The sequence below is a fragment of the Kitasatospora sp. NPDC059146 genome (genome assembly GCF_042786665.1).
In the GTDB taxonomy this organism is placed as follows: domain Bacteria; phylum Actinomycetota; class Actinomycetes; order Streptomycetales; family Streptomycetaceae; genus Kitasatospora.
In genome coordinates, this window is record NZ_JBHZCY010000016.1 from 63,304 (window position 1) to 86,324 (window position 23,021).

General features: G+C 72.5%; 23 protein-coding genes and 1 tRNA gene. 9 read left to right on the forward strand and 15 right to left on the reverse strand.

The features are described from left to right. Window positions 1–32: 32 nt before the first annotated feature. Window positions 33–2,405, reverse strand: coding sequence for a hypothetical protein (locus tag ACFXPX_RS10060; protein ID WP_380640454.1), 2,373 nt, complete (start codon window positions 2,403–2,405; stop codon window positions 33–35). Window positions 2,406–2,821: 416 nt separating this feature from the next. Between ACFXPX_RS10060 and ACFXPX_RS10065 the strand changes: the two genes are divergently transcribed. Further along, on the forward strand, window positions 2,822–3,709 hold the full coding sequence (locus ACFXPX_RS10065) for a tyrosine-protein phosphatase (protein WP_380640456.1): 888 nt from the start codon (window positions 2,822–2,824) through the stop codon (window positions 3,707–3,709). A 30-nt stretch (window positions 3,710–3,739) separates the two neighbouring features. Here ACFXPX_RS10065 and ACFXPX_RS10070 read toward each other — a convergent pair whose 3' ends face one another. The 8 genes from ACFXPX_RS10070 to ACFXPX_RS10105 form a co-directional block, all read right to left on the reverse strand. Beyond that, window positions 3,740–4,660, reverse strand: a complete 921-nt coding sequence (locus ACFXPX_RS10070; protein WP_380396449.1) for an RNA polymerase sigma factor SigF — start codon at window positions 4,658–4,660, stop codon at window positions 3,740–3,742. 145 nt (window positions 4,661–4,805) lie between these two features. Beyond that, window positions 4,806–5,645, reverse strand: a complete 840-nt coding sequence (locus ACFXPX_RS10075; protein WP_375882921.1) for an RNA polymerase sigma factor SigF — start codon at window positions 5,643–5,645, stop codon at window positions 4,806–4,808. Between the two features lie 275 nt (window positions 5,646–5,920). Further along, complete coding sequence (locus ACFXPX_RS10080; protein ID WP_375882594.1) at window positions 5,921–6,214, reverse strand: Dabb family protein; 294 nt, start codon at window positions 6,212–6,214, stop codon at window positions 5,921–5,923. Between the two features lie 12 nt (window positions 6,215–6,226). Continuing rightward, window positions 6,227–6,391: a hypothetical protein gene (locus tag ACFXPX_RS10085; RefSeq protein ID WP_188304848.1), complete on the reverse strand. Its 165-nt coding sequence runs from the start codon at window positions 6,389–6,391 to the stop codon at window positions 6,227–6,229. Between the two features lie 513 nt (window positions 6,392–6,904). Further along, a tRNA-Ser gene (locus ACFXPX_RS10090) sits at window positions 6,905–6,991 on the reverse strand. 68 nt (window positions 6,992–7,059) lie between these two features. Beyond that, window positions 7,060–7,587 (reverse strand): tRNA adenosine(34) deaminase TadA, encoded by a 528-nt coding sequence (gene tadA / locus ACFXPX_RS10095; protein WP_375882590.1) that lies wholly within the window; start codon window positions 7,585–7,587, stop codon window positions 7,060–7,062. A gap of 50 nt (window positions 7,588–7,637) precedes the next feature. Continuing rightward, window positions 7,638–8,195, reverse strand: a complete 558-nt coding sequence (locus ACFXPX_RS10100; protein WP_375882588.1) for a tRNA adenosine deaminase-associated protein — start codon at window positions 8,193–8,195, stop codon at window positions 7,638–7,640. Window positions 8,196–8,454: 259 nt separating this feature from the next. Next, a complete protein-coding gene (locus ACFXPX_RS10105) occupies window positions 8,455–8,691 on the reverse strand; it encodes a hypothetical protein (protein WP_375882586.1) in 237 nt (78 codons plus the stop codon). Between the two features lie 162 nt (window positions 8,692–8,853). Here ACFXPX_RS10105 and upp point away from each other — a divergent pair, with 162 nt between their 5' ends. Next, the gene (upp, locus tag ACFXPX_RS10110; RefSeq protein ID WP_049650159.1) at window positions 8,854–9,489 is read left to right on the forward strand and encodes a uracil phosphoribosyltransferase; all 636 of its coding nucleotides are present in this window, start codon (window positions 8,854–8,856) and stop codon (window positions 9,487–9,489) included. A gap of 77 nt (window positions 9,490–9,566) precedes the next feature. Here upp and ACFXPX_RS10115 read toward each other — a convergent pair whose 3' ends face one another. Then, on the reverse strand, window positions 9,567–10,238 hold the full coding sequence (locus ACFXPX_RS10115; RefSeq protein ID WP_375882919.1) for a LytR C-terminal domain-containing protein: 672 nt from the start codon (window positions 10,236–10,238) through the stop codon (window positions 9,567–9,569). Window positions 10,239–10,490: 252 nt separating this feature from the next. Further along, on the reverse strand, window positions 10,491–10,787 hold the full coding sequence (locus ACFXPX_RS10120) for a type II toxin-antitoxin system VapB family antitoxin (RefSeq protein ID WP_014136828.1): 297 nt from the start codon (window positions 10,785–10,787) through the stop codon (window positions 10,491–10,493). 181 nt (window positions 10,788–10,968) lie between these two features. On the opposite strand from ACFXPX_RS10120, the gene ACFXPX_RS10125 reads away from it, so the two are divergent. Then, the gene (locus ACFXPX_RS10125; RefSeq protein WP_380640458.1) at window positions 10,969–12,531 is read left to right on the forward strand and encodes a helicase HerA-like domain-containing protein; all 1,563 of its coding nucleotides are present in this window, start codon (window positions 10,969–10,971) and stop codon (window positions 12,529–12,531) included. Window positions 12,532–12,557: 26 nt separating this feature from the next. On the opposite strand, the gene ACFXPX_RS10130 is transcribed toward ACFXPX_RS10125, so the two are convergent. Together ACFXPX_RS10130 and ACFXPX_RS10135 are read right to left on the reverse strand one after the other, a co-directional pair. Continuing rightward, window positions 12,558–13,724, reverse strand: coding sequence for a hypothetical protein (locus ACFXPX_RS10130; RefSeq protein ID WP_380640460.1), 1,167 nt, complete (start codon window positions 13,722–13,724; stop codon window positions 12,558–12,560). A 137-nt stretch (window positions 13,725–13,861) separates the two neighbouring features. Next, window positions 13,862–14,536: a rhomboid family intramembrane serine protease gene (locus ACFXPX_RS10135; protein WP_375882579.1), complete on the reverse strand. Its 675-nt coding sequence runs from the start codon at window positions 14,534–14,536 to the stop codon at window positions 13,862–13,864. An 83-nt stretch (window positions 14,537–14,619) separates the two neighbouring features. Between ACFXPX_RS10135 and ACFXPX_RS10140 the strand changes: the two genes are divergently transcribed. After that, window positions 14,620–15,138 (forward strand): YbhB/YbcL family Raf kinase inhibitor-like protein, encoded by a 519-nt coding sequence (locus ACFXPX_RS10140; protein ID WP_375882577.1) that lies wholly within the window; start codon window positions 14,620–14,622, stop codon window positions 15,136–15,138. 8 nt (window positions 15,139–15,146) lie between these two features. Then, window positions 15,147–16,031 (forward strand): hypothetical protein, encoded by an 885-nt coding sequence (locus ACFXPX_RS10145; protein ID WP_380640463.1) that lies wholly within the window; start codon window positions 15,147–15,149, stop codon window positions 16,029–16,031. Here the strand turns inward: ACFXPX_RS10145 and ACFXPX_RS10150 are convergent. Further along, a complete protein-coding gene (locus ACFXPX_RS10150; RefSeq protein ID WP_380640465.1) occupies window positions 16,028–17,008 on the reverse strand; it encodes a helix-turn-helix transcriptional regulator in 981 nt (326 codons plus the stop codon). The genes ACFXPX_RS10145 and ACFXPX_RS10150 overlap by 4 nt on opposite strands. Window positions 17,009–17,102: 94 nt before the next feature. On the opposite strand from ACFXPX_RS10150, the gene ACFXPX_RS10155 reads away from it, so the two are divergent. Together ACFXPX_RS10155 and ACFXPX_RS10160 are read left to right on the forward strand one after the other, a co-directional pair. After that, window positions 17,103–18,587, forward strand: coding sequence for an MFS transporter (locus tag ACFXPX_RS10155; RefSeq protein WP_380640467.1), 1,485 nt, complete (start codon window positions 17,103–17,105; stop codon window positions 18,585–18,587). A gap of 72 nt (window positions 18,588–18,659) precedes the next feature. Further along, entirely contained in the window at window positions 18,660–18,881 is a 222-nt protein-coding gene (locus ACFXPX_RS10160) for a KTSC domain-containing protein (RefSeq protein WP_380591362.1), read from the forward strand. A 2-nt stretch (window positions 18,882–18,883) separates the two neighbouring features. On the opposite strand, the gene ACFXPX_RS10165 is transcribed toward ACFXPX_RS10160, so the two are convergent. Further along, complete coding sequence (locus ACFXPX_RS10165; protein ID WP_375882569.1) at window positions 18,884–19,525, reverse strand: HhH-GPD-type base excision DNA repair protein; 642 nt, start codon at window positions 19,523–19,525, stop codon at window positions 18,884–18,886. Window positions 19,526–19,808: 283 nt separating this feature from the next. On the opposite strand from ACFXPX_RS10165, the gene ACFXPX_RS10170 reads away from it, so the two are divergent. Both ACFXPX_RS10170 and ACFXPX_RS10175 read left to right on the forward strand, forming a co-directional pair. Next, window positions 19,809–20,156, forward strand: coding sequence for a DoxX family protein (locus ACFXPX_RS10170; protein WP_375882567.1), 348 nt, complete (start codon window positions 19,809–19,811; stop codon window positions 20,154–20,156). A gap of 171 nt (window positions 20,157–20,327) precedes the next feature. Next, on the forward strand, window positions 20,328–22,835 hold the full coding sequence (locus ACFXPX_RS10175; RefSeq protein WP_380640469.1) for a germacradienol/geosmin synthase: 2,508 nt from the start codon (window positions 20,328–20,330) through the stop codon (window positions 22,833–22,835). Window positions 22,836–23,021: the final 186 nt, after the last annotated feature.

The following is a 23,021-nucleotide window of genomic DNA, read 5'->3' on the forward strand; positions in this document are numbered from 1 at the left end:
ACCGGCCCGACCCCGCCACGGGGTGCTACGGATTACCGGTTGCCGGGGCGTCCGGTGGTGGTGGTGCCGTGCGAGGCCGTCCCCCCAGAGGCCTTGCCGGAGCCGTTCTGGCCGTTACCGGCCGGGGCACCGTTGCCCTGGGTCTTCGCGCCCTGGACGACGTCCTTGCCGGGCACCGGGGTGCCGCTGCCGGGGACGAGGGACTGGGCGGGCTTGCGGGTGACGTCGCCCGGGCCGGCCGGGACCGGGGTGGCGACGCCCTGCGGCACGACCTTCTTGTCCGTCGGCGCCGGTGCCGGGACGGACTTGGCGGCCACGTTCGGGGCGACGGCGGCCGGGGCGGCCGGCGCACTGCCGAACGGGAGCTGCAGGGTGATGCCGCTCTGCAGGGCGCCCGGGGACGCCCAACCGGAGAGCGTACCGGCGTAGGACGAACCGAAGGCGGCCGTTCCGATGGCCATCTTCTGAGCAGTTCCGGTCGGCATGGTGGCCTGGACCTGAACACCGGCGGGCGCGTTGACCGTGACGGTGTTGCCGATCTTGTAGGCGGTGACCTGGCCGGCGGCGACCGCCTTGTCCCAGGCCGCGCGCTTCTGGAACTCCTGGCCGATCTCGCGCTCGCCGAGGTTCACGATCGGGGCGTTGTCGGCGTACAGCGAGCGGTAGGTGCCGAGGATCTTCTCCAGCACCGGGTACAGGATGCGGTCCTCGGAGAGGTTCGACTGGTGCACGAAGTGCGGGCGCGGGTCGTTGCTCAGCACGTGGCCGAGGTCGATCCGGGCCTCCAGCGGCACGATGTACGACTGGTAGCCGGTGGTGGTGTCCAGCGGCGCGGGCAGGCAGGTGGAGTTGGCGTTGTTCTCGCAGACGCCGCTGCCGCCGTTGGCCTTGCTGGTGTAGATCCAGTTGTACTCGTCGGCCTCCTCCTTCGCCGAACCGGCGTTGTAGAAGACGTTCATCGGGTACCGCGGCACGGTCAGCGTGGACGAGCCGACGGCCCGCTGGGCGGGCTCGCGGGAGGCGTCGCTGCCGGTGAACTTGATGCCGTTGGCGACCAGCGCCGGCGCCAGGTTCGGGTTGTCGCTGGTCTCCTGCGGGGCGGTGAGCAGACCGGAGTGCTCACCGGTGACGAGCACCTGCGGGTCGACCTTGAGGCCGTTGGTGGCGGCCCAGTCGAAGTTCTGCTTGATCTGGGTGGAGATGGTGTTCTGGTCGGTCCAGACCGTGTTGCCGGACGCGTCCTTGGTGCACTTCCACGGGACCACCGAGACGTCCTGCACGCAGCCCAGGTAGGGGTGGGTGTAGGTGTGGTTGACCCAGCGGTAGCTGGTCTGGTCGGTGATCATCTGGGTGGCGGTCGGGTCCACCGTGGTCTGGTGGTCGGACTTCCAGTCCTCGCTGCCGCCACCGTTGAACACCATGTCCAGGGTGAAGTTGTTGGCGGTCTGCCACTGCTTGAGGTACTGCGCGTCGGCGGGGGTCATCCGGATCGGGTTGGCGGTGTCCGGGGTGCCGGGCGGGCAGGTGACGTCGCCGGGGGTGCACTTGAGCGCGGTGTCCCAGCGGTCGTCGGCCAGGAACACGTCGTCGACGTGGGTGGCGAAGTAGTTGCGGTCGTAACCGAGGTGGACGCCCTGGGTGATCCAGTCGACCATGCCGCGGGCCAGCAGCCGGTACTGCTGCTGGTACTGGTTGTAGACGAAGGTGACGACCAGTTCCTTGCGGCCGTCGTGGGTGTACTCACCGACCAGCGAACCGCGGCTGGTCGAGTCGGGTATCGCCGCGTCGACCAGCGGGACGAAGGAGGCGCCGGACGGCAGGTTGGCGAGTGGGGTCGCCAGGTAGCCGTAGCTCTCGCTGACCTTCGGGTCGTTGTCCTCGAACGGGACGCTGCCCTTGAGGTACCCGAACGGGCCCGAAGTTCCGGCCGTGGTGGTGGCGGCCTGGAATCCGTCGAGGGTCCCGACGAATCCCGGATTCTGGGCGTAGTTCAGGCCGACGGCCGGGCTGGCCCAGGTGTAGGCGTCGATCTGCCGGACGTTGAAAGCCGCTTCGTAGGTGGCGATCGCGGTCATCTCGGCGGCGCTGTTCGGGAAGGGGTTTTCGTTGGGCAGCACGATGCCCTGGTACTTGCCCCGGGGGAGCCCGTTCACCGTGTCGCTCAGGAAAGCGGCGTTGATGACGGGGCGGTTGGTGTCATTGAGGCTGACGACCTTGTAGGGCGTGCCCTGGCTCTTGAGCTCGGCGGTGATCGCGGCGACCGACGGGCCTCCGTCGTCGATGACCAGGATCGTGAGGTCGATCCTGGGCGGCGTGGTGTCGCCGTGGGCCAGGGTGGTCTGCAGGCCGCTGGCCAGCAGAACTGCCGCTGCGCAAGCGGCGACTCTTCGGGTCGCTCGACCCATGTCTGATCCTCCCCTTGGGTCAGGCGCCGCGCTGCTTCGGCGCTCGCCTGCCCGTGTAGCTGTTCGCGGGCAGCAGGCTGCCCGGCGCCCATCCTGGTCGAGGGTCGGCAGTCCGGGGGACCAATTGGGCGATAGTGCAGCGAACCTGTTACCAACGTTCATGGTGAAGCCATGGAGGCGCTGATTGTGACCGTAACCGGACCGCTCGCGCAAATAATGAATTGAAAATGAAAAACCGGAAGCCGACTGCTACAGCTGGTTACCGACTGTGCGCCTCGCACGGCCCCGTGCGGCACCTACACTGTCGTCGTTGCGCATGACACTCTTGCACATCCTGCCGCTCCAATGGGCAGGTTCATGCAATATCGGGCGCCGCTGTGCCATGTGACAGTCCGAATATGCAATGGAGGTCGCGGGTGGTCGATCGTCAGATCGCGTCCGAGCGAATCGGGGACGCACGGAATGCGCGCCCGGAGCCCGCCGGAACCATCCTGGTCGGCCGCAGTCTCGGGCTGCGCGGTGCGGTCAACGCCCGCGATCTGGGCGGGTACCGGACGGCCGGCGGAGGGGTGCTGCGGGCCGGTGTGGTCCTGCGCAGCGATGGCCTGAACCGTGTCACCGCCGAGGACCTCGACCCGCTGGGCGCGCTCGGCCTGCGTGCGGTGGTCGACCTGCGCAGCGCCGACGAGGTCCGCGAGGCCGGTCCGGACATCCTGCCGGGAGGTGTGACGGCGCACCATCTCCCGCTGCTGGCAACGGACTTCGACATCCACGCGACACTGCGCGGCGCCCTGGCGGAGCGCAGCCCGGACAAGCAGCGCGCCCTGCTCGGCGACGGCCGGGCGGCCGCCATGATGACCGGCCTCTACCGCTGGTTCGTCACCGACCGGGAGGCCCGCGAGACCTTCGCCGCCCTGCTGCGGCTGCTGGCGGCCCCGGACGGCGTGCCGCTGCTGTTCCACTGCTCGGCGGGCAAGGACCGCACCGGCTGGGCCGCGGCGCTGCTGCTGACCGCGCTGGGTGTGGACCGCGAGACCGTGCTCGCCGACTACCTGCTCACCAACGAGCGGGTCGCGGCCGTGGTCGAGCTGGTGCTGGCGGACTTCGCCGGCCGCGGCCTGATGCGCGAGCCCGAGCTCCTGCTGCCGGTCTTCCGGGCCGAGCGCGACTACCTGGACGCGGCCTTCGCCGAGGTCGCGTCCGGCTGGGGCGACTTCGCCGCGTTCTGGCGCGAGGGGCTCGGGCTGGACGACCGGGTGTTGGCCGGGCTGCGTGCCAACCTGCTGGACGGCGACGGGAGTTGATCCCGCCGCCGTCGGCGGTCAGCCCTCGTTTCAGCCTTCGTTGATGAGCCCCGCGCGGAGCTGGGTCAGCGTCCGGGTGAGCAGGCGGGAGACGTGCATCTGGGAGATCCCGATCTCCTCGCCGATCTGCGACTGGGTGAGGTTGCCGAAGAACCGCAGCATGATGATCCGGCGCTCGCGCGGCGGCAGCTTGGCCAGCAGCGGCTTGAGCGACTCCCGGTACTCCACGCCCTCCAGCGCGAGGTCCTCGTAGCCGAGCCGCTCGGCCAGCGGCCCCTCGCTGTCCTCCTCGCCGGGGCTGGAGTCCAAGGAGGAGGCGGTGTAGGCGTTGCCCACCGCGAGGCCCTCGACCACGTCCTCCTCGCTGACCCCGAGGCAGGCGGCCAGTTCGGCGACGGTGGGGGAGCGGTCCAGCCGCTGGGACAGTTCGTCGCCGGCCTTGGTGAGCGCCAGCCGCAGCTCCTGGAGCCGTCGCGGCACCCGGACCGACCAGCTGGTGTCCCGGAAGAAGCGCTTGATCTCGCCGACCACGGTGGGCATCGCGAAGGTGGGGAACTCCACCCCGCGTTCCGGGTCGAAGCGGTCGATCGCCTTGATCAGGCCGATGGTGCCGACCTGGACGATGTCCTCCATCGGCTCGTTGCGGCTGCGGAAGCGCGCCGAGGCGTACCGGACCAGCGGCAGGTTGAGCTCGATCAGGGTGTCGCGGACGTAGGTGTGCTCCGCGCTGCCGGGCTCCAGTGCGGCCAGCCGCAGGAAGAGCGAGCGGGAGAGCGTCCGGGTGTCCAGCCCGGAGCCGGGCGGTGCCGCGCCGGCGGCCCCGGCGCCGGGCGCTCCCGGGCCGGGCCTCGCGGGGGACGTGGCCCGCTGGAGCGGGATCCGGTCCCCGGCGACCGCCGTACCCTCGGCCTGACCAGCGTGGATCTCCGCAGTGCCCAGCTCTCCGGACATGCACCCACCCCCTCGTGACTGACAGTTGAACGGGGGCCGTCGCACGGAGGTTCCCGGCGGGGGCCCAACCCCCTGCATACCGGAACACGGTGCACGGCAAACCCGAACGTCGCAAGATGTCACGCCGGGGTAACGCGCTGCAATCTCACTCTTCCCAGGAGTTGCCGGTCCGAAGCCTGGTCAGGATCCGTGAGAGCAGCCGGGAGACGTGCATCTGGGACATCCCCAGTTCGGTGCTGATCTGCGACTGGGTGAGGTTGGCGAAGAACCGCAGCATCACGATCCGCCGCTCCCGCTCGGGGAGTTGGACCAGCAGGTGGCGCACCATGTCGCGGTGCTCGACCTCGGCCAGCGCGGCGTCCTCGTAGCCGAGCCGGTCCAGCAGGGCGAGTCCGCCCTCGTGCTCCTGGGCGGCCTCCAGCGAGGCGGCGTTGTAGGCGCGCCCGGCGTCCAGGCAGGCCCGGACGTCCTCCTCGGGGATCCGGAGGCTGGCGGCGATCTCCGGCACCTTGGGGGCCCGCCCGTGCAGCACCGTCAGCTCCTCCATGGCGCCGCTGACCTGGACCCAGAGCTCCTGGAGCCGGCGCGGGACGTGCATGGTGCGGACGTTGTCCCGGAAGTAGCGCTTGATCTCGCCCAGGATGGTCGGCAGCGCGTAGGTGGGGAACTGGACGCCCCGGGTCGGGTCGAAGCGGTCGATCGCGTTGATCAGGCCGATGGTGCCGACCTGGACGACGTCCTCCATCGGCTCGCTGCGGCTGCGGAAGCGGGTGGCGGCGTAGCGGACCAGGGGGATGTTCACCTCGATCAGGGCGGCCCGGACCCGTTCCCGTTCGGGGGCGTCGGGGGGCAGCTCGGTGAGCCGCTCGAACAGCACCCGGGTGAGCGTCCGGACGTCCACGGCGGGGCGACCGCCGGGGCCGCGGAGCCCGTCCGGGCGGAGCTCGCCGGCCGGACTGATGATCGCGGCCAACACCTCGTCCACGGACACGTCCCCCCTCCCAAATCGACAACGGTGGGCCCTGCGGATCGTGTGTCGCGGCTGGTTCGGTACCTCGCCATGTCCGGCAAAACCGGTCATAGCATCACAAGGTGGGCGCAGGTCGGGCAAGCACCCGGTGGAGGTGTGTTGGTGGGCTGCGCGGCCGGTGGCCACCCGGTCGGCGAGGCGCCGCAAGGGTTGTTCCGGGGCAGACGGAGACGCCCCGCCCGGGAGCCGGGCGGGGCGGGCGCGGGCCGTCCGGGGGACGGCGGCGGGGGTCAGACCTCGATGTCGGCGATCACCCAGGTCGCGAACTCGCGCCACAGGCCGGCCGCGGCCTGGTGCGCGGGGTGGGTCAGGTAGGCCTGGAGGGCCGTGCGGTCCTCGACCAGGCTGTTGATCGCGTAGTCGTACGCGATGTCGCGCTCGGTGGTGTTCCAGCCGCACTCCCACTCGCGCAGCTCGGGGACCAGTGCGCCGAGCTCCTCGAACGCCTTGGCGGCGGCGAGCACGCGCTGCTCGTCCTTGGCGACGCCTTCGTCGAGCTTGAACAGGACCAGGTGGCGGATCACGATTGCCGCTCCTTACTTGATCAGACCGGTCATGAAGGTGCCGACCGCCTTGGCCGCGTTCGAGATGCCCTCGAAGCCCAGCTGGACGAGTTCGGCTGACCGGGCCGGTGAGGTGATGATCGAGTAGAGCACGAAGATGAGCAGGAGGGCCATGCCGATCTTCTTCGCCTGCGCCATCGTGACCTTCCTCCCTGCGGTGGGCCGCCGTCATCCGGTCCCCGAGCAGCCCTGCACGGCAGCTTATCCACCGGACGGGCTATCAAGTGTGCGACGCGTTCGCCCGGCGGGACGAAGGTCCCCGCGAGTGGGGCCTTTCTCCGGATGCCCGGGCCGGGGCCGGGCGGCAGGATAGATGACGTGCCGAGGATCTGGCAGGAATCCCCGGCACGTGGATCCGGAGCCCCCGCTGTGGGACCGGTGGTCGCGGCTTCCCCCCTCGCGGCCCCGGTTGTGGGACTCCGCCGGGGGAGCGGTCAGTCCCCCCGAGCCGCTCCCCCTCCAAGGCTCCGTACGAGCCGGGCAATGGTGGTCATCGGCCCGGAGTGCGGAGCCTTCTCCGCGTCCGGGAGCCTTTCCCGCGTCAGGTGGCGCCCCGCCGCCGTCCGGAGCGCGCGAGCGGGCCGCGAACGGGCCGGGGCGCGCAAACGCCGAGGGCCCGTCCGTGATCGGACGGGCCCTCGGGCTTTCGAGCGGTAGCGGTGGGATTCGAACCCACGGTGGAGTTGCCCCCACACACGCTTTCGAGGCGTGCTCCTTTGGCCGCTCGGACACGCTACCGAGGGGAACTCTACCGGACGGGTGGCGCGGTCACGAAATCCTTACCGGGCGGGCCGTCGCCGGGCGGCTCAGCGGTGGGTGTCGAAGAAGGCGCGCAGCTGCTCGCCGCACTCCTCGGCGAGCACGCCCCAGATCACCTCGGGCCGGTGGTTGAGCCGGCGGTCGCGCATCACGTCGAAGAGCGAGCCGGCCGCGCCGGCCTTCTCGTCGAGGGCGCCGTAGACCACCCGGTCGATCCGGGACAGCACGATGGCGCCGGCGCACATCGTGCACGGCTCCAGGGTGACCACCAGGGTGCAGCCGCTGAGCCGCCACTCCCCGACCCGTTCGGCGGCCTGCCGGATCGCGACCACCTCGGCGTGCGCGGTCGGGTCGCCGACCGCCTCGCGCTCGTTGTGGCCGCGCCCGATCACCTCGCCGTCCGGGCCCAGGACGAGCGCCCCGACCGGGACGTCCCCGGTGGCCGGCGCCAGGGCGGCCTCGGCGATGGCGAGGCGCATCGGCGCCGCCCAGCGGTCGCGGACCGGGTCGGGGCGGACGGGAGCGGGCAGCGGGGGGACGTACGGGACGGTCAGCGGGGTGGATGCGGGCTGCATGGCATCCAGTGTCGGGCATCCGGTGGCGGACACCGGTGCGACCGGTGCCGCTACCGGACCGCTTCCAGGACCTCGCCGCAGCCCAGGGCCTCGGCGATCTCCTCCAGGGCGTCGCCCGGCACCGCGCCCTCGCCGCTGAGGGAGAGCAGGGCGTCGGCGGCCAGGCCGAACTCGGTCAGCAGGTGGGCGTCGCCGAGCGGGCCGACCGGGACGCCGCCGTGGGCGTCCGCGTCCTCGTCGTCCTGCTCCTCGGTCTCCGCGTCCTCGTCCAGCAGGTGGTCCAGGTCGCCGAACTCGCTCTCGCCGGCCTGGTCGACCAGTTCGTCGGTGAGGACGGAGCCGTAGGAGCTGCGGGCGGCGGCGGCGCCGTCCGACACGAAGATCCGCGGGTCGTCCTCACCGTCCACCCGGACGATGGCGAACCACGAGTCCTCCTGTTCGATGAAGATCAGGACGCTGTCGTCGTCCTGCGCGCAGGCGCGGGCCAGATCGGCCAGATCGGCCAGGGTTTCGACGTCGTCGAGCTCCGTCTCGCTCACGTCCCACCCGTCCTCGGAGCGAGCAAGCACTGCAGCGAAGTACGCCACCAGGGACACTCCCAAGATCATCGGTCTCGGCTGTCGGCGCGCTCGGGCGGCGCGGAATTCTGGCCGCCCCCGCGCCAGAGGCGGTCCGCTTGTTCGGACCGTCCCATCGGAATCGTGACAGAAAGCCCGCCCTCGCGGGGGGTGTTCGGCAGCGCGTCTTTGCAGGTCGTGTCGGAAGGGCCGGGCGGTGCGGGGAGGAGCCGGGCCGGGGCCGTCCGAAGCCGGTCGAATTTCGGCCGGACCGCCCGGTGGGGCCGCGGTGGGGCGGCGGTGGGGGTGGTCAGATCCGGAAGGTGCGCATCCGCATCGCTTCGCGCATCCGCCGTTCCTTGGTCCGCCGGGGCTGGACGCGCTCCCTCAACTCGCGGGCCTCGGCGAGTTCGCGCAGGAAGACGGCCCGCCGCTTGCGGCGCTCCGTCTCGGTCTCCGGGGGCTCCTGCGGCGGGCCGGCGCGAAGGGCCGGCCCGTCGACGGGCTCGTCGGCCGAGCCGTCCCCGGCCCTCGGGTTGCTCGTCATAAGACGTGACATTCCCAGAACGGCCGGGTTGATACCACAGGAGCCGGTTCCGTCCGGACATTCCTGGCACGTCACGGCGTGTCACCGGAAGGTGACCGCCGCCGGTCGACGGCCTGGCACGGCGTGTCGTACAGGCGTCCAGGACCGGGCTAACCTCGGTACATGCGTCTCCACGTCGTCGACCACCCCCTGGTCGCCCACAAGCTCTCCACCCTGCGCGACGAGCGCACCGACTCGCCGACCTTCCGTCGCCTGACCGACGAGCTGGTGACCCTCCTCGCCTACGAGGCCACCCGGGACGTCCGCACCGACGAGGTGGAGATCACCACGCCCGTGGCGGTCACCCTCGGCACCCGGCTCAGCTACCCGCGCCCGCTGGTCGTCCCGATCCTGCGGGCCGGCCTCGGCATGCTGGACGGGATGACCCGCCTGCTGCCGACCGCCGAGGTCGGCTTCCTCGGCATGGTGCGCAACGAGGAGACCCTGGAGGCCTCCACGTACGCCACCCGGATGCCCGACGACCTCTCCGGCCGCCAGGTCTACGTGCTCGACCCGATGCTGGCCACCGGCGGCACCCTGGTCGCCGCGATCAGGATGCTGATCGAGCGCGGTGCCACCGACGTCACCGCCGTGGTGCTGCTGGCCGCGCCGGAGGGCGTCGAGGTGATGGAGCGCGAGCTGGCCGGCCTGCCGGTCACCGTCGTCACCGCCGCCGTGGACGAGCGGCTGAACGAGAACGGCTACATCGTCCCCGGCCTGGGCGACGCGGGCGACCGGCTGTACGGCACGGCCGGCTGAGCGACCCCCCTCCGAACGTCCGAGAGCCCCCCGGCACTGCGTCTGCCGGGGGGCTCTCCTGGTTCCTGTGCCGCGCCTCAGCAGCTGCCGGTGGCGCTCGGGGTGGGGGAGGGCTTGACGGCCAGGGCGAGGGCCGCGGCCGCCTGGGTCTCGTCCAGCAGGGCGTTGTAGCTGTCGCCGATCACGAAGTCCACGCTGGTGTCGGTACGGGCGTCGGCGGTCACGCTGGCCCCGGCGATCTGGGAGCCCACCAGGGTGCCGGCCGCGACGCCGGTCGGGCCGGCGATCACCTGGGCGGTGCCGGGCACCTTCTTGTCCAGCTCGGCGGGGGCGTTGCCGACCTTGCCGATGGTGAAGCCGCGCTTCTTGAGCTCGTCGGCGGTCCGTCCGGCCAGGCCGGCCTTGGTGGTGGCGTTGTAGACGTTCACCGTGACGGCCGAGGGCTGCGGGACGGCGTGCGGGTCGACCGGCGCGCCGGAGGCCGCGGGGGCGCCCGGGGTGGCGCCCGCCGTCGGGGCGGCCAGCGGCTTCCCGGACGGGGTGGCGCAGGCCTGGGCGGAGGCGTTCCTGTCCTTGCCGCGGAAGATGTCGTACAGCTGGACGCCGCCGAGGCCGATCAGGGCCAGGGCGAGCAGGGCCGCGAGTGCGGCGATCACCTTGCGACTCTTCTTCGGGGGCCGGCCCAGCCGCGGGTAGGCGTTGCCGGTGACGCGGTACTGCTTCCCCTTGAGGCCTTGGGGAGTCAACATGCTCACGGGTCTGTCTCCCCCTCGTGCCGGGGCGGGGTCGGGATGACGGGTGGGCCAGGGCGGGGGGTCCTCCGGGAGCGGGCGGATCCCCTGGTCGCGGCCGTAGTCAGCAGCGTAGTGCCGGACAGCTGTGAAGGTACTAAACGATCATCATCTGGAGTACCCCGGTACCCGAAAGGGGGTACCCGGGTACGCGCGGACCGCCTCCGCCGGGTGGCGAGGGGGCGGTCCGGAGTCGGCGGAGTGCGGCCGTCAGTCCATTTCCAGGACACGGGCGTGCAGCACCTGGCGCTGCTGCAGCGCGGCCCGTACGGCCCGGTGCAGCCCGTCCTCCAGGTAGAGGTCGCCGCGCCACTTGACCACGTGGGCGAAGAGGTCGCCGTAGAAGGTCGAGTCCTCGGCCAGCAGGGTTTCCAGGTCGAGCTGGCCCTTGGTGGTCACCAGCTGGTCGAGCCGCACCGGGCGTGGGGCGACGTCAGCCCACTGTCGGGTGCTCGTCCGGCCGTGATCCGGGTACGGCCGCCCATTGCCGATGCGCTTGAAGATCACACGGAAAGCCTACCGTTCGGACGGCGCACGGCGCAGCAGCCGTGCCTCCGCCACGCGCACCGGTGCGAGCTGCGCGGGGGCGATTGCGGCTGTTTGATGGGAAATGTCGCGAACATCGCCCGGTCCCGGCCGGGTTCAGGCCCGGCTTCCGACCGCCGATCCCGTCCAGGAGCGTGCACCGATGGACTCCGCCCCCACCCCGACGACCGTCCGGGAGATCGCCGACGGGTACGCCTTCACCGGGCCCGCCCTCGACCTCGGCGCGGTGCTGCTGGACGGCACCGCCTACCCCGACGCGCAGGTGCGCGTCCCGCTCGCGGTCCTCAACCGGCACGGACTGGTCGCCGGGGCCACCGGCACCGGGAAGACCAAGACCCTCCAGCTGATCGCCGAACAGCTCTCCGCCCAGGGCGTGCCGGTGTTCCTCGCCGACGTCAAGGGGGACGTCTCCGGCATCGCCGCACCCGGCACGCCCGGCGAGCGCACCGCCGCCCGCGCCGCCGAGGTCGGACAGGACTGGACGCCGCTGGGCTGCCCGGTCGACTTCCACTCGCTCGGCGGGCAGGGTGCCGGCATCCCGATCCGGGCCACCGTCACCAGCTTCGGCCCGCTGCTGCTGTCCAAGGTGCTGGACCTGAACGAGACCCAGGAGTCCTCGCTCAGCCTGGTGTTCCACTACGCCGACCGCAACGGCCTGGAGCTCTACGACCTCAAGGACCTCACCGCCGTCATCGGCCACCTCACCTCGCCCGAGGGCAAGGAGGAGCTGCGCACCATCGGCGGCCTCTCCGCCGCCACCGCCGGGGTGATCCTGCGGGCGCTGACCGTGCTGGAGAACGAGGGCGCCGGGGCGTTCTTCGGCGAGCCCGAGTTCGACACCGCCGAGCTGCTGCGCACCACCGCGGACGGCAGGGGCGTCGTCTCGGTGCTGGAACTGCCCGCCGTGCAGGACCGGCCGCGGCTGTTCTCCACCTTCCTGATGTGGCTGCTCGCCGACCTCTACCAGGAGCTGCCCGAGGTCGGCGACCTCGACCGGCCCAAGCTGGTGTTCTTCTTCGACGAGGCGCACCTGCTGTTCAAGGGCGCCTCCAAGGCCTTCCTGGAGGCGATCACCCAGACCGTGCGGCTGATCCGCTCCAAGGGCGTGGGCATCTTCTTCGTGACCCAGACGCCGCGGGACGTCCCCGCCGAGGTGCTCGCCCAGCTGGGCAACCGGGTGCAGCACGCGCTGCGCGCCTTCACCCCGGACGACGCCAAGGCGCTCAAGGCCACCGTCTCCACCTTCCCCCGGTCCACCTACGACCTCGCGACGGTGCTCACCTCGCTGGGCACCGGCGAGGCCGTGGTGACCGTGCTCTCCGAGAAGGGCGCGCCGACGCCGGTCGCGGCGACCAGGCTGCGGGCGCCCCGCTCGCTGATGGGGCCGATCGAGCCGGGGGCGCTCCAGGCGGCCGTGGACGCCTCGCCGTTGACGGCGCGCTACCGGGACGCGATCGACCGGGAGTCCGCGTACGAGAAGCTGGCGGCCCGGGCGCCCCGGCCGGACGCGGCACCGGTCGGGCCGGCGGAGCCCGAACCCGCGCCCGCGCCCGCTCCGCGGCGGGAGGAACCCCAGGGGGCGGGCGGGCTGCTGGGCTCGCTGCTCAACAACCCGACGGTGAAGTCCTTCGCGCGCTCGGCCGGGAAGCAGCTCGGGCAGGAGATCTCGCGCAGCCTGTTCGGGACGTCCAAGCGGCGGCGCTGAGTTCGGGCGCCGGGCGCCGGGCGCCGCTACCCGGCGAGGGCCGCGCCGATCCGGTCCAGCGAGGACAGCCGCATCAGGCCGTAGTGGTAGAACTCGACCTCGGGGACGCCGAGTCGGCGCAGTTCGGCGAGCTTGGCGGCGAGGTTCTCCGGGCCGTCGCAGTCCGAGGCCATCGGGCGCAGGATCACCGCCATCCGCTCCGGGCGGACGCCGTGCAGGGCGAACGCGGCGACCTTCTCCCGGACTTCGCGCGCGGTCGCGGCGTAGCCGAGGGTCTCGATCTGGTCGGTGGCCCGGGCGAGGGCGGGCAGGTCGATGCCGGACAGCCAGCCCTTGCCGGGGCCGCCGCCGTCCATGAAGCTCAGCCGCATGCCGTGGCGGCGGGCCTGCTCGGTGAGGTCGGCGGCGAGCGCGGTGACGGTGGCGGCGGAGGCGTCCACGTACGCGGCGAAGGCGCCGTCGGCGAGGGTGCTGAGGTCGGCGGGCGCGGCGGCGGCGTGCCGGTCGGCCAGCCGGCGCCGCAGTTCGGCCCGGACGGCCTCGGCGACCCGGTCGGCCGGGACGCCTGTGCGGGTGGCGGCGGCGCGGCAGTGCGGGCAGAAGCAGACGCCGAGCAGGGCCTCGGCGGTCGGGCCCAGCTCCTCGAAGTAGCGCTCGTGGTGGTAGCCGTGGCGCAGGCCGTGGAAGTGCAGGGACTCGGCGCGGATCGCGTCCACGCCGTAGCGGGCGAGCTCCGCCACCAGGGTCAGCGCGTACTCGCGGACCTCGGGGTGGGCCGGGCAGAGCTCGGTGAGGTGGCGGTCGCCGAAGGCGTTGGCCGGGGCGCAGTCGGGGTGGGCGAAGCCGAGCCGGTCGTTGTGGCAGAAGACCGTCCAGGCGTGCAGTTTCAGGCCGCGGCGGCCCGCCTCGGCGGCGGCCTCGGCGAAGGGGTCGCGGTCGCCGATCGCGGTGGACGGCACGGGCGCCAGCCGGCGGCCCTGCCAGCGGGCCGGGTCGGGGCGGAAGTAGGCGGCGCCCGGCTCCAGGTAGCGGATCACCCGGCGGGGGTTGTGCGGGAAGACGTCACGGGCCTCGTGGTAGACGGAGGCCAGGGTGACGCCGCCGACGCCGGCCCGGTCGGTGAGGTTGCCGAAGAAGGTGTCGGCGCCCTCGTCGAGCAGGTCGGTGGCGAAGGCGAGGACGGACGACTCCACGGTGCGGCTCCGGAGCTGGGGGCAGGTGCGCCGTTCACGCTAGCCGCAGGGGTGGCAATGGTCTATACCTGGCGGGGCCGATCGGCCGAGGGCGCCCGCTCGGCCGGACGGGCTGGACGGGCCGGACGGGCTGGACCCTAGAGGCCCAGGTCGTCGAGCTCCTTGAGCAGGGCGGCGTTGGGGCTGCCCGGGGCGGGGGTGGCGGCCGGGGCGGGGGCCGCGGGCACCGGCTTCGACCGGGCCCGGTCGCGGAGCAGGACGGCGGCGGCCAGTCCGCCGATCAGCCCGCCGAGGTGGCCCAGCCAGCTGACGCCGGGGAAGACCGGCAGCACGCCGATCAGGATCGTCCAGTAGACCGCGGCGACGCCGAGGCCGACGACCGCGTCCAGCACGTTGCGGTCCAGGACGCCGCGCAGCACCACGTAGCCGAGGTAGCCGTAGACCATGCCGCTCGCCCCGGCCGTCACGTGGTTCGGGCTCTCCAGCAGCCAGACCAGCAGCCCGCCGGAGACCGTGATCACCAGGCTCGCCAGCAGGAACTTCCGCATGCCCCGGTAGGCCGCCAGGAAGCCGAGCACGAACAGCGGCCAGGAGTTGGAGACGATGTGGTCCCAGCTGAAGTGCAGGAAGGGCATGGTGAACATCTCGGGCAGGTCGTCCACCCGCTCCGAGCGCAGCCCGTACTCCCTGGACAGGTCGTAGTCGTCCAGCCAGTTCACCACCTGGACCGCCCAGATGACGGCCTGGATCCCGAGCATGGTCAACAGCGCGCGGCGGGAATCCGAGAGCAACTGGGCGAGTTTCGAGGCCATGAGGTCGACTGTAGGGGCCGCCGGATCGGTCGTGCACCCCATTACAGTGACCGATGTCATCCCGACCGTGAGAGGTGCACCCAATGAGTGTTCGCCCGCCGCTGCCGTACGAGTTCCTGCCGCAGGTGCCGTCCTTCCCGCTGAGCAGCGAGGACTTCACCGAAGGCGCCACGCTGGACCGGGAGTTCATCCATGCGGGCGGCAACCTCTCGCCGCAGCTGGCCTGGTCGGACCTGCCGGAGGGCACCCGGAGCATCGCCGTCACCTGCTACGACCCGGACGCCCCGACCGGCTCCGGCTGGTGGCACTGGCTCGCCCTGAACCTGCCCGCCGACACCGTCGAACTGCCGCGCGGCGCCGGTTCCTCGGACGACGCCCTGCCCGGCGCGGACTCCTTCCACGGCCGCAACGACTTCCCCTCCCACCAGTACGACGGCGCCGCCCCGCCGCCCGGAGCCCCGCACCGGTACGTGTTCGCGGTGCACGCGCTGGACGTCGAGAAGCTCGACGTCGGCGCCGACACCCCGCCGGCCCAGGTGGGCTTCCACCTCACCTTCCACACCCTGGGCCGGGCGCTGCTGACCGGCGAGTACGGGGTCTGAGCGGCGTGGTGCCCGGACGTCCGGTCGAGGTCTGGCGGCTGCCCGAGGAGGAGCGGCGGGCCGGCCGCCGGGCCGTGACCTGGACGGTCGGGCCGGACGGGGACCTGGCCGTCCTGCTGGTGCCGGAGGAGTACGCGGCGCCGGCCGGGTCGTGGCCGGCCGTCCGGCTGCCCTACGACGGCGAGGTGCTGGTGGCACCCGGGACGGCCGGTGAGCGGCGGGTGCCGCTCACCGGCGTCGCGGTGCCGCCGGACCACCTGGCGCTGCTGCCGGGCGGGCGGGTGCTGCTGGCGGCCGCCCGGGCGGACCGGGACGGCGAGGAGTGGCTGCCGAACGGCTCCGTGTACGGCCCCGACGGGACGCCGGGGGCGGAACTCGTCCTCGGTGACGACACGGGTGTGCTGGTGACCGACCGGGACGGCCGGATCTGGATGGCCTACGGCGACGAGGGCATCTACGGCGACCACCCGGCGGCCACCGCGGGACTGCTGGCCGCCGACGCCCGGGGGTGGGTGGTGTGGAGTCCGACCGGCCTGCCGGCCGACCCGCTGGAGGGCCTGGCCGGTGCGACCGAGGGCCGGTGCGCCTGGCTGGCCTGGTACCCGAGCTCCTCGGGCAGCCACCTCACCCGGGTCGACCCGGCCGACGGGTCGTCGGGCACGGTGCCCTGCCCCGCCCGGCAGCCGGTCGGCTTCGCGGTCCGGGGGCGCGAGGGCGTCTTCCTCACCGGGGGCGGCGAGTTGACCTGGCAGCTGCTGGTCGGGAAGGCCTGGAAGCAGACTGCGCGGCGCAAGCCGGACCTGCCCGGCGAACTCGACCGGCAGCGGGCGTACGGGCGGGACGGCGTGCTGTGGTTCCGCCGCGGTGACGGCTGGTACCGGGTGTCCGTTTAGGTGCTGTCGGGCCTGGGCCCGTCGTTCGCGGCATTCGCGGCCCGCGCCGCGACCGTGCGCAGGTGCTCGCGCAGCTCCGGGGGTTCGTGCACCTCGAAGTCGCAGTCCAGCATGAGCAGTCCGGCCGCCATCCACTTCAGCGAGTCCGCGCGGGCGCGCAGCCGGCAGCTGTAGTCGTCGATCGGCTCGATCTCGTAGTCGCCCGTCCAGGGCATCCAGCCGTCGACCTCGGCGGCGGGGCGGTGCACGGTGGCCACCATGGAGCGGGTCGGCGAGCGGCGCAGCCGGTTGGCCACGAAGACGGCGGCGTCCTCGGCGGGGAGCGGGCGCGGGGTGAAGCGGGCGCCGGTGGCGAAGGGGTCGGCGATCCGGTCGACCCGGAAGAGCCGCCAGTCGTCCCGGTCCAGGTCGTAGCCGATCAGGTACCAGCGGCGGCCGGTGGAGACCAGGCGTTCGGGTTCGACGTTGCGCCGGGTCTCGGCGCCGTCGCGGGCCCGGTAGCCGAAGCGCAGCCGCTCGTGGTTGGTGACGGCGCCGGCCAGCAGGGTCAGCGCCTCCGGGTCGACGGTCGGGCCGTCCCCGGTGAGCAGCGGCACGGTGGCGGAGTTGAGGGTGCCCACCCGGTGCCGCAGCCGGGCCGGCAGCACCTGGAGCAGCTTGCCGAGGGCCCGTACCGAGGCCTCCTCGATGCCGACCACGGCGTGCCCGGCGGCCGCCCGCAGGCCCACCGCGATGGCCACCGCCTCCTCGTCGTCCAGCAGCAGCGGCGGCATCGCGGTGCCCGCGACCAGCCGGTAGCCGCCGACCGCGCCCATGCTGGCCTGCACCGGGTAGCCGAGCTCGCGCAGCCGGTCGATGTCGCGGCGGATCGTGCGGGGGCTGACGCCGAGCCGCTCGGCGAGTTCGCTGCCGGGCCATTCGCGCGGGGTCTGCAGCAGGGAGAGCAGGTTGAGCAGGCGGGCCGGGGTGTCGGTCATGCCGTCCAGCATGCCGGAGGAAGTGGGACAGCTCCTGACCTACATGGCCGTTACCGTCCTCGATGTGGAGAAGCGGACGAGCGAGGAGAACGGCATGAGTACGGCGGGAGCCGACCGGCGGAGGTGGATCGCGCTGGCGATCGTGATGGTCGCCTCCTTCATGGACCTGGTGGACGTGACCATCGTCAACATCGCCATCCCCAGCATCCAGCAGGACACCGGTGCCTCGTTCAGCGCCATCCAGTGGGTCACCGGCGGCTACGCGCTGGCCTTCGCCATCGGGCTGATCACCGGCGGACGGCTCGGCGACATCCACGGCCGCAAGCGGCTGTTCCTGATCGGGATCACCGGCTTCACGCTGGCCTCCGCGCTGTGCGGTCTGGCCGGCGGCCCGGAGATGCTGGTCGCGATGCGGATCCTCCAGGGCGGGACGGCCGCCCTCATGGTGCCGCAGGTGCTGTCGATCATCCACGCGACCTTCCCGGCGGAGGAGCGCGGCAAGGTCTTCGGGATGTTCGGCGCGGTGGTCGGCCTGGGCGCGGTGTCCGGTCCCATGATCGGTGCGCTGCTCACCGAGTGGAACCTGCTCGGCCTCGAATGGCGGCCGATCTTCCTGATCAACCTGCCGGTCGGCATCGCCGGGCTGCTCCTCGGCCGCCGCTTCATCGACGAGTCCAAGGCCGAGCACGCGCTCAAGCTCGACCTGGTCGGCGTCGCGCTGGCCAGCCTCGGCCTGCTGATGCTGATCTACCCGCTGACCCACGGCCGGGAGGCCGGCTGGCCGCTCTGGGGCTACCTGTCGATGGCCGGCAGCCTGCCGGTGTTCCTGCTGTTCGTGGCGTACGAGAAGGTCAAGACCCGGCGGGACGGCTCGCCGCTGGTCGAGCTGTCGCTGTTCCGGGTGAAGAGCTTCGCGGCCGGGATCTGCGTGCAGCTGGCCTTCGGCGTCGCGCTGGGCATCTTCTTCCTGGTCTGGACCCTCTACATGCAGGTCGGCCTCGGCTGGAGCCCGCTCAAGGCCGGTGCCACCGGCATCCCCTTCTCGATCGCCGTCTCCACGGCGGCCGGGCTGTCGGTGCAGAAGCTGGTGCCGCGCTTCGGGCGCAAGGTGCTGCAGGCGGGCGCGCTGGTGATGGCGGCGGGCGTGCTCACCTACATCTGGGAGGCCGACCGGTACGGGACGGCCATCTCGGCCTGGCAGATGGCGCTGCCGCTGGTCGTGATGGGCCTCGGGATGGGGCTGATCGTCGCGCCGATCACCGACGCGGTGCTGTCCGAGGTGCCGCGCCGGCACGCCGGCTCGGCCTCCGGCCTGATCAACACCGTGCAGCAGGTCGGCAACGCGCTCGGGCTCGGCCTGGTGTCGGTCGCCTTCTTCGGCGCGATGGACGACGTGGTCGCGCCCGACGCGCTGGGGACGGCCTTCGGCGGGGCGTTCGTGCACGCGATGTGGTGGGTCACGGGGGTGCTGGTGGCGGTGTTCCTGCTGATGTTCGCGCTGCCGCGCAAGCGGGCGGTGGCGCCGGTCGAGGCCGGCGGTTCGGAGGAGACCGTGGTGGAGCGGCCGGTCCTGGTCTGAGCCCCGCTCCTTCCGGCCCGGGGCCCCGGTCGCACTGCGCGACCGGGGCCCTCACCGCACACTGGGAGGGTCATGGACCGTACGGCGGTGGACTCCTCGGTGCTGCGCTCGGTCGGGTACGACCCCCGGGCGCGGGTGCTGGAGCTGGAGTTCACCGGCGGGCGGGTCTACCGGTACGCGGGCGTGCCGCCCCGGGTGTACCGGGAGCTGCTCGCGGCGGAGAGCCACGGGCGGTACTTCGTACGGTCGGTGCGCGGGCGCTACGCCTACGCGGCGGTGCCGGCCGGCCGGTAGGTTCAACGGGCCCCGGTGACGGCCGCGGTGACGGACCGGCTGGTGGTGCGGGGCTTCGCGGCGGCCTTGGCCTCCTTCGCGGCGCGCTTCGTCTCCTGCTTGAACTCCCGCACCAGGATGAGGGATTCGGGCCCGGTGATGTCGGCGACCGAGCGGTGCGCGCCCTCCTCGCCGTACGCGCCGGCCGCCTCGCGCCAGCCCTCCGGCCGTACCCCGTACTGCTTGCCGAGCAGGGCCAGGAAGATCTGCGACTTCTGCTTGCCGAAGCCGGGCAGCGCGTTGAGCCGGCTGAGCAGCTCCTTTCCGGTGCGGGCGTCCTTCCACAGCGCGGCGGCGTCGCCGTCGTACTGCGCGACCAGGAACTGGCACAACTGCTGGACCCGTTTGGCCATCGCGGCCGGGTAGCGGTGGACGGCCGGTTTGGCCGACAGCAGGGCGACGAACTCCTCGGGGCCGTAGGTGGCGATCTCGTGGGCGTCGAGATCGTCCCCGCCGAGTCGTCGGGCGATGGTCAGCGGGCCGGTGAACGCCCATTCCATCGGGACCTGTTGGTCCAGCAGCATGCCGACGAGCGCGGCGAGCGCGCTCCGTCCGAGCAGTTCGTCGGCCTCGGGCTGCTGGGCGAGCCGGACGGTGACGTTCATGAGGTGGGGCCTCCTCGGAGTTGACGTCGGTCGGCGCCCAGTCTGGATGACGCGGCGTGGGCGGACACCGTCAACACGCCCGTAGCTGGGGAAGTCTTGGTGTTCAAACCCTTGTCAGGCCTGCTTTGTTCGTTGGCGGAGCGGTTGTCGGGGGCTGCTCGCGGGTGCGACGGAAAAATATTTGTCCGTGGCTGTCACATCGGTCGCGCGGGCCGGGTCAGTGCTGTGTCCGACCGGATCCGAGCACATCGGATCGACCACCCACCGAACGGGGAGCACTCCAATGTCCGTCGCCCACACCGTCGTCACCGTCCTCGGCGCCCTCATGGTCGGCTTCTCGGCGTACTCCGTCTTCGCCGGGGCCGAGTACGTCGTGGGGCCGCTCGCCGAGTACGGCGTCCCGCGCGCCTGGTGGACCTGGCTCGGCGTGGCCAAGGCCGCCGGCGCCCTCGGCCTGCTGGCCGGCCTCGCCGTCCCGGCCGTCGGCTACGCGGCCGCCGTCGGCATCGTCCTCTACTTCCTCGGCGCCGTGGTCACCGTCGCCCGCGCCCGCGCCTACGCCCACATCCCCTTCCCGCTGATCTACCTGGCCCCGGCCGCCGCCTCCCTCGCCCTCGGCCTCGCCGCCTGACCCACCCCCCCGCCCCCTGGGCCGGCCCACCGCCCGGCGGCCGGTCCCGGGGACGGGGGCATTGTTCCAGGGGCGGGGCATCTCGTATGACTGTTTCGGTTGTGGCGGTGCCGGGAGGTGACGGTGGGTCATTCTTGATCCCCAACGACGTGTCGAGAAAGGCCCGCCGCCGTGAGCCAGCCGTTCGAACTGCCGTCCTTCTACGTGCCGCACCCGGCGCGCCTCAATCCCCATCTGGAAGAGGCACGGGCCCATTCCTCGGTCTGGGCCCGGGAGATGGGGATGCTGGAGGGGTCGGGGATCTGGGACCAGGCGGACCTGGACGCCCACGACTACGGGTTGCTCTGCGCGTACACCCACCCTGACGCCTCCGCCGAGGCGCTGTCGCTGGTGACCGACTGGTACGTGTGGGTGTTCTTCTTCGACGACCACTTCCTCGACATGTACAAGCGCACCAACGACCGCCGGGCCGGCAAGGCGCACCTCGACCGGCTGCCGCTGTTCATGCCCGCCGATCCGGCCGCGCCGGTGCCCGAGCCGGAGAACCCGGTCGAGGCCGGGCTGGCCGACCTGTGGCGGCGCACCGTGCCGGTGATGGGCGAGGACTGGCGGGTCCGGTTCGCGGAGAGCACCCGCAACCTGCTGAACGAGTCGCTGTGGGAGCTCGCCAACATCGACGCGGGCCGGATCGCCAATCCCGTCGAGTACATCGAGATGCGCCGCAAGGTCGGCGGCGCGCCGTGGTCCGCGCAGCTGGTGGAGTACGCGGCCGGGGCCGAGGTGCCCGCGGAGGTGTCGGGCTCGCGGGCGCTGCGGGTGCTGATGGACGCCTTCTCCGACGCCGTGCACCTGCGCAACGACATCTTCTCCTACCAGCGCGAGGTCGAGGACGAGGGTGAACTGAGCAACGGGATCCTGGTGTTGGAGCGCTTCCTGGAGTGCTCGACCCAGGACGCCGCCGAGGCGGTGAACGACCTGCTCACCTCACGGCTGCAGCAGTTCGAGAACACCGTGTTCACCGAACTGCCGGTGCTGTTCGAGGAGGCCGGGCTGGACCCGGCGGGCCGGGCCCGGGTGCTGGCGTACGTCAAGGGGCTGCAGGACTGGCAGTCCGGCGGGCACGAGTGGCACATGCGGTCGAGCCGGTACATGAACGGCGGTGGTGCCGGGGCGACTTCGGCCGGTGGGGTGGGTTCGGCCGGCGGGGTGCCGCCGGGCAGCGGGGGCGGGCTGCCGGGGCTGCCGGGGTTGCCGGGGCTTCCCGGGGCCGGCAACTGGTGGGACCAGTACGCGATCGGCGGGATCGGGACCTCGGCCCTGGACATCCTGCGGAAGGGGGCGGTCGGCGGCGCACCGGCGGGCGGTGGGTTGCCGTCCGGCACCGGGCCGACGGCGGCACCGGCCGTGCGGCGGGCGCGGTCGCACGCGCACCGGCCGTACCGGGCCGTCGGGCCGTCCCGACTGCCGGAGTTCGAGCTGCCGTTCGGCCTCACCCTGAGCCCGCACCTGGACGGTGCGCGGGAGCGGGTGATCGAGTGGGCCGAGCGGGTCGGGCTGCTGGACGCGGCCGTCCCCGGCGTCCCCGGCTCGGGCATCTGGGACGCCGCGTCGATGCGCGACTACGACCTCGCGCTGTGCGCGGCCGGCCTCCAGCCGGACGCCACCGTCGACGAACTCGACGTCGCCTCGGCCTGGTTGGCCTGGGGCACCTGGGCCGACGACTACTACCCGGTGGTCTACGGCCGCACCCGCGACCTGGCCGGGGCGAAGGCCGCCACCGCCCGGCTGCCGCTGTTCATGCCGGTGGACGGCACCCCCGCGCCCGAGCCCGCCAACGTGCTGGAGCGCTCCCTCGCCGACATCTGGGAGCGCACCGCCGCCCCGATGACCGTCGAGGCCCGGGGCCGGCTGCGGGATTCCGTCGAGGTGATGACGGCGAGCTGGATCTGGGAGCTCGCCAACCAGATCCAGAACCGGATCCCGGACCCGGTGGACTACCTGGAGATGCGCCGCACCACCTTCGGCTCCGAGCTCACCACCCTGCTCGCCCGGCTCGGCCACGGCCGGACCGTGCCGGAGGAGGTCTACCGGCACGGCTCGATGCGGGCGCTGGAGAACTCCGCGATGGACTACGGCGCCATGGTCAACGACCTGTTCTCGTACCAGAAGGAGATCGAGTACGAGGGCGAGCTGCACAACATCGTGCTGGTGGTGCAGAACTTCTTCGACTGCGACTACCCCTCGGCGGTCCGGATCGTCGACGACCTGATGCACTCGCGGCTGGAGCAGTTCCAGCACGTCGCGCAGAAGGAACTCCCGGTGATGTACGAGGACTTCGGGCTGTCGGCGAAGGCCCGGGGGCTGCTCGACGGGTACGTGCGGGAGCTGGAGAACTGGCTGGCCGGCGTGCTGAACTGGCACCGGGAGTGCCGCCGGTACCGGACCGAGGACCTGGAGCGGCACTTCGGCGCGGAGCGGGACCTCGCGGGCGCGGTCCGGGACCGGGCGGGGACTGCCCCGGCGGGCGCGAACCCGGCGGGCGCTCCGGCGGCCTCGACCCCGGCAGCCGCGCCGGCGCCTCGGCCCGGCGTGGGTGCGGCCGCGGGGCCGCTCGGCCCGACCGGTCTGGGCACTGCCTCGCTGCGCCCCCCGTTCGGCGCGGCGGCCCCGGCGAACTGACCTGACCCTCCCGGACGGAGCCCTCCTGGACGGAGCCCTCCCGGACGGAGCCCTCCCGGACGGAGCCCTCCCGGACGGAGCCCTCCTGGACGGAGGCGCACCTGGACGGAGGCGCACCCGCGCGGCCAGCCCGCGCGGGTGCGCCGCGTCGTGGCTAGGCTGGCGAGTCGGGGGCCGTGCGCGCCT